General features: G+C 32.3%; 13 protein-coding genes. 4 read left to right on the top strand and 9 right to left on the bottom strand.

Annotated features, from left to right (window positions below; all coding sequences use genetic code 11):
- Window positions 1–2 precede the first annotated feature (2 nt).
- From HM992_RS17140 to HM992_RS17125, 4 genes are all read right to left on the bottom strand, one after another.
- Window positions 3–1,082, bottom strand: coding sequence for a CDP-glycerol glycerophosphotransferase family protein (locus HM992_RS17140; RefSeq protein ID WP_179320595.1), 1,080 nt, complete (start codon window positions 1,080–1,082; stop codon window positions 3–5).
- Window positions 1,083–1,112: 30 nt separating this feature from the next.
- On the bottom strand, window positions 1,113–2,054 hold the full coding sequence (locus tag HM992_RS17135; RefSeq protein WP_179320594.1) for a Stealth CR1 domain-containing protein: 942 nt from the start codon (window positions 2,052–2,054) through the stop codon (window positions 1,113–1,115).
- Between the two features lie 46 nt (window positions 2,055–2,100).
- A complete protein-coding gene (locus HM992_RS17130) occupies window positions 2,101–3,012 on the bottom strand; it encodes an ATP-grasp fold amidoligase family protein (protein ID WP_229720521.1) in 912 nt (303 codons plus the stop codon).
- Window positions 3,013–3,232: 220 nt separating this feature from the next.
- On the bottom strand, window positions 3,233–4,048 hold the full coding sequence (locus tag HM992_RS17125; RefSeq protein ID WP_178983886.1) for a 2,3,4,5-tetrahydropyridine-2,6-dicarboxylate N-succinyltransferase: 816 nt from the start codon (window positions 4,046–4,048) through the stop codon (window positions 3,233–3,235).
- 374 nt (window positions 4,049–4,422) lie between these two features.
- On the opposite strand from HM992_RS17125, the gene ruvX reads away from it, so the two are divergent.
- From ruvX to mazG, 4 genes are all read left to right on the top strand, one after another.
- Window positions 4,423–4,839, top strand: a complete 417-nt coding sequence (ruvX, locus tag HM992_RS17120; protein WP_179320593.1) for a Holliday junction resolvase RuvX — start codon at window positions 4,423–4,425, stop codon at window positions 4,837–4,839.
- Between the two features lie 135 nt (window positions 4,840–4,974).
- Window positions 4,975–5,565: a peptide deformylase gene (gene def, locus HM992_RS17115; protein ID WP_178983888.1), complete on the top strand. Its 591-nt coding sequence runs from the start codon at window positions 4,975–4,977 to the stop codon at window positions 5,563–5,565.
- A gap of 10 nt (window positions 5,566–5,575) precedes the next feature.
- The gene (locus HM992_RS17110; RefSeq protein ID WP_179320592.1) at window positions 5,576–6,010 is read left to right on the top strand and encodes a DUF5606 family protein; all 435 of its coding nucleotides are present in this window, start codon (window positions 5,576–5,578) and stop codon (window positions 6,008–6,010) included.
- Between the two features lie 2 nt (window positions 6,011–6,012).
- Window positions 6,013–6,786: a nucleoside triphosphate pyrophosphohydrolase gene (gene mazG, locus HM992_RS17105; protein ID WP_179320591.1), complete on the top strand. Its 774-nt coding sequence runs from the start codon at window positions 6,013–6,015 to the stop codon at window positions 6,784–6,786.
- A gap of 486 nt (window positions 6,787–7,272) precedes the next feature.
- Here the strand turns inward: mazG and HM992_RS17100 are convergent, their stop codons facing one another.
- The 5 genes from HM992_RS17100 to HM992_RS17080 all read right to left on the bottom strand — a co-directional run bounded on the left by HM992_RS17100 (window position 7,273) and on the right by HM992_RS17080 (window position 13,158).
- Window positions 7,273–8,148, bottom strand: a complete 876-nt coding sequence (locus tag HM992_RS17100) for a T9SS type A sorting domain-containing protein (protein ID WP_179320589.1) — start codon at window positions 8,146–8,148, stop codon at window positions 7,273–7,275.
- 179 nt (window positions 8,149–8,327) lie between these two features.
- A complete protein-coding gene (locus HM992_RS17095; RefSeq protein WP_178983892.1) occupies window positions 8,328–10,361 on the bottom strand; it encodes a DUF349 domain-containing protein in 2,034 nt (677 codons plus the stop codon).
- A 79-nt stretch (window positions 10,362–10,440) separates the two neighbouring features.
- Window positions 10,441–11,202 (bottom strand): shikimate dehydrogenase family protein, encoded by a 762-nt coding sequence (locus HM992_RS17090; protein WP_179320587.1) that lies wholly within the window; start codon window positions 11,200–11,202, stop codon window positions 10,441–10,443.
- Entirely contained in the window at window positions 11,171–12,190 is a 1,020-nt protein-coding gene (locus HM992_RS17085) for a DUF368 domain-containing protein (RefSeq protein ID WP_178983894.1), read from the bottom strand. Before HM992_RS17085 ends, HM992_RS17090 begins: the two co-directional genes overlap by 32 nt.
- Window positions 12,190–13,158, bottom strand: a complete 969-nt coding sequence (locus HM992_RS17080) for a DUF368 domain-containing protein (protein ID WP_179320585.1) — start codon at window positions 13,156–13,158, stop codon at window positions 12,190–12,192. The genes HM992_RS17085 and HM992_RS17080 overlap by 1 nt, the downstream gene beginning before the upstream one ends.
- Window position 13,159 lies beyond the last annotated feature (1 nt).

Raw genomic sequence — 13,159 nt, 5'->3', positions numbered from 1 at the left:
TGCTATTTCTCTAAAGTATATGCTTTAGAATAGCTCTTAAACGTAAAGTAGCCAAGACGTTTTCTTATTTTATACTTCCTAATAAGGTTGAGCGGTTTCTTTTTTAAATATCGTTTGTCTTTATGTAAAAAGGTTAGGCAAGCATCCACAACACGTTTACTAGATTCGCCATCAAAATACGGATGTAATTGCTCAATAAATGCTTCTATGCTTTTTGTTAAATTCAATGAAGGATTTAATGCTTGTGTAAATGCAGTTTCAATAGCTTCTGCTGAAGTGATATTTATAAGATAATTGTGATTAAAGGTGTGATTATAAGTTACTACAGGTTTTTTTTGAAGTAAAAATTCTTGAATTGCAGATGTTGTATCAGCAAACATAATATCAGATGCCTTAAATAGAGGAATTAAATCGGTGGTGTTATAATAGGTGAAATTTTTATTCTCTAATAATTTCCATTTCTCTTTTATAGCATTGGGTAATTTTGGATGAAGTACCATGATAAATTTGTACTCATCAGTATTTGAAAGCCTCTTAATTTCATTATAAACCTCGTCTTGTAGTGCTAAACTTAGACGTTTGGTAAACGTAGAGGCAATCATAATAGTTGGTGTCGTACTTTTGGCTTTTGTCTTTAATGGAAATAAAGGGTCTACTTTACTCCAACCGGTTTCTATAACTTCAAAATGCGGATGCTTTTTTTGTTGTTCTTTAAAGCCAATAGTAGATGTTGGACCCTGCGTACAATACAAATCGAAAAATCCACGAATTCTGAAATGAGAAAAATTATTGTCTCCTTCTGGTCGTTTTTGGGCATTAAAACCATGGAAAATCTGCACTTTCAATCCTGAAATAAAGTCAGGAATATCATTGGTTGCAGCTAGTACAATATCTGGTTTGTAGCTTACAACACTTTCTATAGTGTCTAATATATTGTTTTTTCCTTGTAACGCTGTTTTACCATCGTTAAGGTCGCTAAACCACATTACGGAATATCCTCTATTTAGGATTTCTTTTTCTAACGGAGTGCCAATAGGTAAAGCGTAACTATAAGAAATGTATATTAAAAATTTATAATCCATTCTACTTTTATCGTTTAAGCTGTGTTGTTCTTAGCGCATACGCTCTTCTAGCCAACCTATTATATATTCTAAAATGTGAGGAGGACTGCGATCTAAACTTTGAAGACCTAAGAATAATTTCCCTTTAGTTTTTACATTTAATTTAAATCGATACCAAAACAACGGTTTTTTATAAGATCTGAAATACATCAGTTGAAGATCATCTTTAAAATAACATGTTTTGTTTTTTATTTCTAAATGATTCGCTAAGCCTTGAGGTGTAAATTGACTTGTTTTTCTAAAGCGATGTTTTATGTTTTCTATAAGCACATCTTCGTTGGCTTCAAAATAGGTTTCAAATGTCGATTTTCTAAGCGGATGTGGTGTGTGCTTAAAATTGTAATATTTTTTAAATCCGGCTAGTCGAGCAGCATTTTGCTGAATAGATTTATGACCAACTCTTCGTTTCTTGAATTTTTTATAGAAAATATCCTTATCAAATTTTAACCATTTTCCTCTTAAAATAGGAAGACCATTTTTAAAGAAATCACTGGGTTTTGTTTCATTTATTAAAAAGAAATCATCATTAAAATAGATGAAATGTTCCGCTAAATCAGGAATTCTGAATAAACAGGTTTCAATAGGTCTGCAGTTAAACGTAGGTAGATAGTCTTCATAATCTTTAAAAACAACTTTGTGATCAACAATAGAAACCTTCTTATACGTGTCGTCTTTACTGTTTTTTAAAAAATCTGGTGTTTGATTATCGGTTATAATGTGAATATTTCTAACGTAAGGAGCATATTTTAAAATAGAATCAATGGTGAAGTTAATTTCATTCACTTGGTCATAACGTGTTCTAAATTTTTCAGAATTAATTTTAGCTTTATCTTCTAAATAAGGCAGCATTTTGGCTTTATGATTGTCGTCATTTCCATCTACCCAAAGAATAACTGCGTCTATGGGATATTCCTCTATAATGTCCTTCGTCATAGTATCAATTACTTAGTTAAACAAAAAATGATTCATAGTCGGTCTATTAAAATTTAGTAATTACGTTTTGACCATTTTCAAGTTTAGGCAATTCAAAATAATCTCCAATAATAGTATTGTATTCATCTGGATAAAACTCTTTTCTAGCATCAGATGGGTAGAACGTCATTTCTCCAAATATAGTTTTACCATTTACAGAGTAAAAATCTACTCTAACAAAAGGAAGGTTTTTAGATAAGATTTCAGCTAAATCTATCATTTCTTTAAGATTCGTAGGTTTTGGGATTCCGTCAGAAATACTCTTATAAGTCTTACTTTTTCCAAATGGTAACACCTTAAAATCTAAATCAAAGCAGCCTTGTTTGTGGTCTTCTTCTCTGTCTATGTGGACATCTATAAATTTAGGTTCACCATTAAAGCAGTAAAATTTATAATCGATTAAGGTACTTTTGTCATCTTGCTTTAAAAATTTCTCAATAATGTATCTCGGTTTTACATCTTTATAAGCCCATTCTTGACCCATTCTGTAATACTGATTAACCTTAATCCACTTTTTTAACTTCTTAGACACTTTTTTAATGTCTAGTTGAGATTTGTCCTTAACAATTACATTGTGTCCGCTTGAGTGTGTTGCCTTTATTACAAATTGGTTGGGTAAGTCTTTAAACGGAATATCTTCAGCATTGTCGTAAACTCCATAAATTTCATTAAGATAATTTTTACCGATTGTGTTTTCTATAACATGCCTAACTTCATACTTGTCTACTAAGGTGTTTAATATCTTTGGCCTATAAAACACTTTATACCATTCTATTTTTGCGTTGAATTCTTTGGGGTTTTGAAGGTTTAACTTCTTACCAGAAAAATATTCGTAATGATATTGTACATATAACTTAGAAGGTAAAAAACGCATTTTTCGTAACTGTCTTAATAAGCTGCGACGTATTTTATTAGGCATTATTCAAGTTGTTTAGTTAAATATAAAACAAAAATTTGGTGTCAATTTTTTATGTTAAATTGAATTTAAACGAAGTTCATTATTCAAACCGATAACCAAAACAGTCTGCCTTTATAAAAACATAAAGGAGTTACTTAGTTTATTCATGGTAATAGCGTTGAATAATTCTAAACGTAGAATCCAACCATCAGTCTATAAAACAATTTTATTTTCCTTCAAATTAAACGGCTACATCATACTCGCGCAATGCATCATTTAAAGATGTTTTCTTATTTGTACTTTCTTTACGCTTCCCAATAATTAAAGCACAAGGTACTTGAAATTCGCCAGCAGCAAACTTTTTAGTATAGCTACCAGGAATTACAACAGAACGTGCAGGTACAACACCTTTAGTTTCTACAGGTTCGTCACCAGTAACATCTATAATTTTAGTACTCATTGTTAAAACAACGTTAGCGCCTAAAACCGCTTCTTTTTCTACACGTACACCTTCAACAACAATACAACGAGAGCCTATAAATGCACCATCTTCAATAATTACAGGAGCCGCTTGTAAAGGTTCTAAAACTCCACCAATTCCAACACCTCCAGAAAGGTGAACATTTTTACCAATTTGTGCACAACTACCAACAGTAGCCCAAGTATCTACCATCGTACCTTCATCTACATAGGCGCCAATATTTACATAACTTGGCATTAAAATAGTACCAGAAGAAATATAAGCTCCATGTCGTGCAACGGCATGAGGAACCACTCTAATTCCTTTTTCAGCATAACCACGTTTTAAAGGAATTTTATCATGATATTCAAAAATACCAACTTCAAATGTTTCCATTTTCTGAATTGGGAAATATAAAACAACGGCTTTTTTTACCCATTCGTTTACTTGCCATCCATTGTCTGTTGGTTCTGCGACACGCAATGTACCAGCATCAACAAGGTCAACGACACTTCTAATAGCATCTATGGTTACTTGATTAGTTAAAAGAGAACGATCGTCCCAGGCATTTTCTATAACAGATTGTAATTGTTTCATATTTTCCATTGTGTTTTGACATCAAAGATACTTTTATAATAATTGAAGCTAAAATACTTTTCAATAAAAAATGTGACGTTTTAATAAAGGTGGTGTCTTAATACTAATTAAATGCTTTGATATTTCTCATAGGTATCTAAAAATTTAACTAATAGCTAATGTTGAAAACTCCTCTCCCCATTAATTGAGGAGTTTTCTTTTTTATAATATATTTAAAATGTGACCAACGTAAATAAGTGGTGTCTTAAGTATAATTATCACAATGATTTATTTTTTAGAGGGAATATATCATATGATTAATTTGGTTTAATTGATTATTTTAAAAACGCTTCTTTTTTTTAAGAAGCGTTTTTTATTGCGTTATCTTTGCATTTATGGGACGAATTTTAGCCATTGATTATGGCACAAAACGAACAGGATTAGCAGTTACAGATGAAATGCAAATCATTGCATCTGGTCTTACCACAGTAGAGACTAAAGCGCTGCTTCCGTTTTTAAAAAATTACATATCAACTGAAAAAGTGGAGAAGATAGTCGTTGGTTTGCCAAAGCAAATGGATAATTCGGCTTCGGAAAGTGAAGTCTATATTCAGAAGTTTTTAGTGCAATTATCAAAAGCTATTCCTGAAATCCCTGTGGATCGTGTGGATGAACGCTTTACGTCTAAAATGGCATTTCAAACAATGATAGATAGTGGATTGAAGAAAAAACAACGTAAGAATAAGGCTTTGGTTGATGAAATTAGCGCAACGCTTATTCTACAGAGTTATCTTTCTAGTAGTCAATTTTAAGTATTTAGTAAAAAATGTAACGTAAAAAGTATTAAATCTTTGCATCTTCTATAGAAAACATAATGGAATTTAGTTTTTGAAAGTTGAAATATTATGTTAGAATTTGGTACTTTTGCACCCGAAAATAAATGAATTATGATTTTACCTATCGTAGCCTATGGCGATGCTGTTTTGAAGAAAGAGGCCAAGGAAATTGATAAAGATTATCCGAAATTAAATGAGCTTATCGATAATATGTACGAAACCATGTATGGTGCATATGGTGTTGGTTTAGCTGCTCCTCAAATTGGTTTAGCAATTCGGTTGTTTTTAGTAGATACAAGTCCTTTTGCAGATGATGAAGATCTTTCTGAAGAAGAGAGTGCAAAAATGAAGAACTTCAAGAAAACATTTATTAATGCTCAGATTTTAGAAGAAGAAGGAGATGAATGGGCTTTTAACGAAGGTTGTTTAAGTATTCCAGATGTTAGAGAGGATGTTTTTAGACAGCCAAAGATTAAAATTCAATATCAAGATGAGAATTTTGAGACTCATGTTGAAGAATATGATGGATTAATAGCGCGCGTTATTCAACATGAATACGACCATATCGAAGGCATTTTATTTACAGATAAATTATCATCATTTAAAAAGCGTTTAATAAAAGGACGACTTACCAATATTTCAAAAGGTAAGATTAAAATTGATTACAGAATGCGATTTCCTGCAATGAGCAAGAGACGTTAATAAAATATATATGAGCTTAGACAAAATTTTATCTATTTCTGGGAAACCAGGTTTATACCAAATCGTAACGCAAACTAGAACAGGTGCTGTTGTAGAATCGTTAATTGACAAAAAACGCATCACAGTTGGTGCTCACAGTAATATTAGTATTCTTAGCGAAATAGCTATTTATACTTTAGCCGAAGAAGTGCCTTTAAGAGAGGTTCTTAAAAAGGTGAAAGAAAAAGAAGGAGGACAACCAACGTCTATCAGTCATAAGGATAGTAAAGATACTTTAGAGGAATTTTTCTTTGAAGTATTGCCAGATTATGATGAAGATCGTGTGTATCCTTCAGATATTAAGAAAGTCGTACAATGGTACAATTTACTTCAAAAAAATGATCTTTTGGATTCTCTTGAAGAATCATCAAAAGAAGACAAAACTACTTCTGACGAAGAAGAATAAATATGTCTGATAAAACAGCCCAATTAAAAGCTTTTGAACGTTTGTTAACTATCATGGACGAGTTGCGTGAGCAATGTCCTTGGGATAAAAAACAAACCATGGAATCCTTGCGTCATCTCACTATTGAAGAGGTTTATGAACTTGGTGATGCTATTCTAGATGACGATTTAGAAGAGGTTAAAAAGGAATTGGGAGATGTTTTACTTCATATTGTGTTTTATTCTAAAATTGGTAGTGAAACCAATAATTTTGATATTGCAGATGTCTGCAATAGTATTTGCGATAAACTTATAGATCGTCATCCACATATTTATGGAGATGTTGTGGTTAAAGATGAAGCTGAAGTAAAACGTAACTGGGAACAACTTAAGCTTAAAGAGGGTAAAAGTAGTGTGCTCGAAGGTGTTCCAAAAAGTTTACCTGCTGTTGTAAAAGCTAGTCGCATACAAGAAAAAGTGGCAGGAGTTGGATTTGATTGGGAAGAACCGGAACAAGTGTTTGAAAAAGTGGAAGAGGAGATTGCCGAATTAAAAGTTGAAATTGCTAAAGGAGATCTAGATGCGATTGAAAGTGAGTTTGGTGATGTGATGTTCTCAATGATAAATTACGCACGGTTTCTTAAGGTAAATCCAGAAAACGCTCTAGAACGCACCAATAAAAAATTCATAAAACGCTTTCAGTATTTAGAATCTAAAGCTAAAGAGCTGAACAAATCTTTAAAAGATATGACACTTTCTGAAATGGATGTCTTTTGGGAAGAGGCAAAATTATTGTAATATTTTTTGTCATTCCTGCGAAGGCAGGAATCCACTTTAAATTATGCTTTTTAAGTTTACAGTCCTATCTATAGGAAATAGAAATCTAGATATAGATATCTGAATTGCCTTTCTGAATTGTAATTAAATCCTTAACAGCCGTCTTGTTTTTTAATTTGAATGCCTGTACTAAAGTTTCAACTTACATCTTGAAATGCTAATGGTAAGGTGCAATTTGTTAAAGTTTTCTAAAAATCAAAACCCAAACATCCAAAACTAAACTTTGTGCGTAAATACTGTATATAAAAACAAAAGCGTTTTTATAATCTTAGTAGGAAATCTTAATTATTATTTTAAGCGGTTGTAATTAAGGTTAATTTAGTTTAGTTAGGGCAAAACCCACTTGTAAAGCACAAGTGGGTTTTGATATTTTAGGCTTTAGCTAATATTAGTTCTATTAGATATAAGTTGACTTTAATATTAAAATAGCGATATTGAGAATGCCGACTAATTTTTTATTAGTTTTTCTCTAAAGATGGCTCCATTGGCATTTTTTATTTCAACAATATAATTACCACTATTCAAATCTTGTATATTTATTTCCTGATTTAATTTAGAACGTCCTTCTTTTACCGTTCTTCCTAATAAATCAATAATATCATAGCTAATATCTTCAGTAACATTTTCGTTGCTAGTTACAGTAATAGTATTGCTAGTTGGATTTGGAAATAATTTTAATTCTGATTTCACAGCGATTTCTTCTGTACTCAAAGTCTGGCTTTCAGCCATGATGTTGTCAATATCTAAAACCGCTTCGATGGGATCAGATTCCCAGGCAGGTACATCATTGTGTAATATTCTCATTTCTTCTACGCCTTGACTTGAACTTCCAAATGTAACAGAGTAGCTGAAGGTATCTGAAAGTGCTGTTATGTTTTCTTCAAGAATAGAAAAAGAAATTCGTTTCCATCCTTCGTTTGGTAAAACAGCTATGGCATTAGTTGTACTGCAACGATAAATAAGACCATAATCGGTTTGAAAAGATAACCTTAAAAAAATAACATTATCACCTGAATTTCTAACATCCATTGATATGTATTTAACACGACTCGAAAGATTACCTTGATAGTAGTTACCTTGCCATTGAGCATTATTCTTAGTCATTAATTCAAGATCAGAACCTGAACCGCTTGAGGTAACTCGTAAAAAATTATCGCCTTCACCAGAAGGACCTCCGTCATAAATATTTTCGTTAGCAATAGAATTGTTTTTGGTCCAGTTACTCATCGTATAATCTTCAAAATCATCAACCTGATCTAATTCAACTTGTGATAATGCAATAGTTGGTAGGCATAACAGTAAAAAGCGTAGAGTTTTTTTCATAATATTTGGGTGTTTAAATTGTTTGATTGAATTGATTTGTATTTAGAAATAGGACATAATGTATTTGTGATGCTGAGACTAAACTTTTTTAATATTTGGTTTATTACAGAAAGTATTTGCTTATAACAAACGGGTTGTGTGTTATAAGCAAATGAGTTACATCTAAATTCTATAGGATTTTAGCTATACATGCCACGAACCTTGGATAATTTGGCTTTCCAAGTGTCTAATTCCTTTTTGTGATTCGCAATATTTTTATGGACATCTTTCACTAAAGGATTATCTGATTTTACATTAGAGAAAAACTGTAAATTATTTTCCAATTGATTGATTTCAGATTTTATGTCACTAATACGCTTTCGGATGAAATTTTGTTCGTTATCCAATAATCTGGTATCATCAGAATCGGCTAAATTTTCAAGTTTGCTTTCAAACTTAATCATCTCTAATTTCGACTTATCCATTTTAAGCTTATCAAAGGCATCATCAATAGCTTTGTAGAATTTCCCATCAATATAACGTTTGTTTTGTGGTACATATCCTATTTCTTTCCACTCAGCAATCTTATCTTGAAGCACTTTTATATCTGCTTTTGGATCTTCTTCAGTAAATTCTAGTGTTTTTAAACCGTCTAGAAGTTTTACTTTTTTATCAAAAGCATCATATAAATGTTGGTCTTGCGCTTTGCGTTCAGCATGCATTTTATCAAAATAGTGATTGCAAGCTCCTTTAAATTGCTTCCAAATTTTATCACTATCACGTCTTGGAACATGACCGATTTTTTTCCATTCATTCTGAATTTTCTTCATCAATGGAGTTACCGTTGCAAAGTCATCGCTATCCTTATTGTCTTCTGCGATTTGAATTAAATCTTTTTTCTTTTTAAGGTTGTCGTATTGGTCTTTCTTTAACTCTTTGTAAAAATTGTTTTTACCACGATTAAAAGTTCTAACAGCAGCTTTAAATTTAGCCCAAGTACTTTCATTTACTTTTAAAGGCACTTTTCCTGCTTTAAAAAAGGCATCTCTTAAAGCTTCAATTTCTTTAATCTTTTTCTGCCAAGCACTATGTGAATTGCCTTTGTCTTCAGCTACAGCTGTTATTTTAGCAATGATTTCTTCTTTGCGCTCAAGATTTTTTTCGTGAGCCTTATCCATGTCAGCATAATACGCTTGACGCTTATCATGAATCAATTTTGTAGCATTACTAAAACGCTCCCAAATGACTTCTCTATGTTCTTTACCAACAGGACCTAATTCTTCTTTCCAAAGTTTGTGTAAAACTTGTAACTCTCTAAACGATCGGTTGGTGTTTTCATCTTCTGCTAACTCTTCTGCACGTTCAATGATTTTTAATTTCTGATCGTAGTTGTGCTTAAAGTCCATATCTCTCAAATCATTATTGAGATGTAAAAAGTCATAAAAACGTTCTACATGATGGTGGTAAGTATTCCATGCCGTATTGTACTTATCTCTTGGGATTGGGCCAGCATTACGCCATTTTTCTTGAAGTTCCTTGAAGGTTTTATAGGTCGTGCCCATGTTTTCTTCAACACTAAGTAAACCTTTTATATCTTCAATGATTTGAAGTCTATCATCAAGGTTTTGTTTTAAGTTTTGCTCGCGCTCCTTGTAATAGGTATTTATAGTTTGTTTGTATGTTTTATAATGCGAATTGAATTGTTTTTTGGTGTCGTTGGTGTAATAGAAGTCTATTTCGTTACCACCATCTTCAATAAACTCTTCCTTTTTTTCATCTAGAAGCTCACTGAATTTAGCATTAAATTCACCTTTTATTTCATTAACATGCTTAGAAATCGTCTGAACCTTATGGTTATTTAAGAGTCTGCCGAATTCAGCAGTCAGCTCATCCATAGTCATGGCATGATAATCTTTCTCTTCTACTTCATGTCTCTCAGCATTAGATTCATCTTCAGCATCCTCAGCATTTGATGCTTCTATTTCGTCAACAAGATTATCTTTAGGAGCTTCATTTTCAGGTAAGTCTTCTGTCTCTTCTTCCGTTTTTACGATGCTTTCTGCTTCGGTTTCAACTTCAGAATCCTTTTCCGCTTCAACTTCAATTTCGACTTCTGGCGTTTCAATTTCAGACTCGATTTCAGTTTTAATTTCAACTTTTGGTGTTGGAGTAGTTTCGGTTGATTCTACTTCTTTTTTTCCATCTGCATCTTGCAGGTTATCATTCTCAGACATATGTCAAATATTTTTTATAGTTGTTAAAGATACTAACTAGCGGTTTAACTACAAAGGAAATGCTTGTAGAGCTTGTATTTTAAGACTTATTCCATATTTCCCAAGATTTTTCGGCCTGTAGTCTTAGCATTTCGAGACCGTTTATAGTGGTTGCACCTTTAAGTTCTCCACATTGTAAGAATTTCGTTTGCTCAGGATTATAAATAAGATCATATAAAATATGCTTATTAGTGATCGCGTCATATGGAATGTCTGGACACTGATTAACCTTGGGAAACGTACCAATTGGTGTGCAATTGATGATAATTGTATACTTTGAAATAATTTCACTTGTTAAGTCGGAATACAAAAAGGTGACATTTTCCTTTTGAGACCGTGAGACAAAATCATATTTAATTTTTAATTTTTTCAGTGCGTATGCAATGGCTTTTGAAGCACCACCTGTTCCTAGAATTAAAGCTTTTTTATGATGAGATTTTAAATATGGTTTTATAGAGTTCTTAAAACCATAATAATCGGTATTGTAACCAATTATTCTATTCTTTTTTGTAAAACGAATGGTATTTACAGCACCAATGTTTCTCGCCTTTTTATTGAGTTTATCTAATAAAGGAATCACTTGTTCTTTATAAGGAATAGTAACGTTTAGTCCTTTTAAGTTCGGTGTATTATTTATGATTTCTGAAAGTTCATCAATTGATTGTAAATCAAAATTTACATAAGAATTCAGTGAATTTTCGGATTCAAATTTATTTTTAAAATAACCTCTAGAAAAGGAGTAGGAAATGTCTTTACCTACCAGTCCGAATTTATGCTTTAATTTGTCTTGTGCGTTCTCCATACCATTCTAATCCTAAAACTATGAGGATTCCTAGGGCAATATAAACAATTGCGATGTAAGTTTCGGTGTTCAATTCTGGTAAATACCGCTGGTAATTGGCAATGATTTGTTTTCCAGTGGAATCCAAAATAGTTGTGCCTTCAGTATTTGTTTTATATATGGTTTCTTTCCATGGCCAAACGACTCCTAAAGAACCGATGATAAAACCCATGATGGTGGCAAGCGTGATGAATTTATAATTCTTCAGAATATAACTTAACATGTGAGAAAAAGTCACCAAACCTGCTACGGATCCAAGAGTAAATACAGCTAAAACTTTCAGCATTCGTATGCGATAGGCGTTATGAATAAAGTCGAAATTACCACTAAAAATATCAAACATCGTATCGTATAAGGCATTTACAGAATCGACTAACAGCAATACGTAATTCCCTAAAAGAATAAGAATAAACGATCCTGAAAATCCGGGTAAAGTCATGCCAGAAACACTAATAATACCACAAAAGAAAACGAAAAAAAGGTTGTCATTTTCCGTTGCAGGATCTAGAAAACTAACACTAATACCTGCAATGGCTCCAAGAATTAAAGCGAGTAAAGTCGTTCTATTCCATTCTTTAAAATCCTTAGAAATATAATAAATTGACCCTAGAATCATTCCGAAGAACGTGCTCCAAACATAGAGCTCGTAGTGTACAATGAGGTAATCAAGAATTTTAGAAACACTAAAATAACTCACTATCATTCCTGAAAATAGTAAGCCTAAGAATTTACCATTGATATAGCGATAAAAGCTTTTAAATCTCCCATTTAATAAGAGCTTAAAAGCAGTTTTATTAACCCGTTGTAATGAATAAATGAACTCTTCATAGAACCCAGCAACAAAAGCAACAACACCTCCAGATACACCTGGAACTTTATTTGCTGCACCCATAGCCAAACCTTTAATGACCAAGAATACGCGATCTATAAGAGATCTTGTGCTTTGCATTACACGTTGTTTTTTTGTTTTCCTAAACTTTCTAAAATAAGAATCGTTGCAAAACCGATGACAATAAAAATGATTGCCATTACCAGTTCATTATCTCCTGTATAAGATGTTGGTAAAATACTTTTATCGAGTAAGGTAACAACTTCTCCTTCAGAATTAATACGTGTTTTTAGGATTTCTTTCCATGGCCAAATTTTATTTAAAGATCCAATCATAAATCCGGTTAGGATGGCTAACGTAAGATTTTTGTGATGTTTAAACATCCAGTTTAAGGCTTTTGAAAATACTTTTAGTCCAATGATAGCACCAACACCAAGTAAAACAAATTTTAACAAGGCATCTTTGAAAAGTTCCATGTTTCCATCTAATAATCCGTCTCTTAGATTATTAATGGTATCAATTGCGGTTTGGTAAGCTCCAAGAATAAGCAAAATGAAGGCTCCAGAAACTCCAGGTAAAATCATTGCAATAATGGCAATAAATCCACAGAATAATAAATAATACGGACTGTCTGGCGAGGCAAATGGTTCGGCTAACGTAATGTAAAATGAAACAATTGACGTTATGGCAATAGCAATTATCAATTTTATAGACCAACCCTTAATCTGCTTTGCGATATATAAGATACTAGCTAAAACAAGTCCGAAAAAGAATGACCAAAGTAAAATAGGCTCGTTGTGTAGTAACCATTTTATAATTTTAGCTAAGGATAATATACTGATTGCTATCCCAGAAAAAAGTGCTATTAAAAAATTTCCGTTAAACGAGTTCCATGCGGCTTTAAATCCTTCTTGTTTCCAAACTTTGATAACACTGAGGTTGACCTTATCAATACTTTCAATAAGTTCTTCGTAAATACCAGAGATAAAAGCAATAGTTCCACCAGAAACACCTGGCACAACATCTGCTGCTCCCATTGCAATACCTTTAAAAGTGATAGCTAAATAATCTATAAATCGTCTTTGCATT

The sequence above is a fragment of the Winogradskyella helgolandensis genome, from assembly GCF_013404085.1.
Classification (GTDB): Bacteria; Bacteroidota; Bacteroidia; order Flavobacteriales; family Flavobacteriaceae; genus Winogradskyella; species Winogradskyella helgolandensis.
Note: the sequence above shows the minus strand (reverse complement) of the source record. Positions and strands in the feature narration are given on the sequence as shown.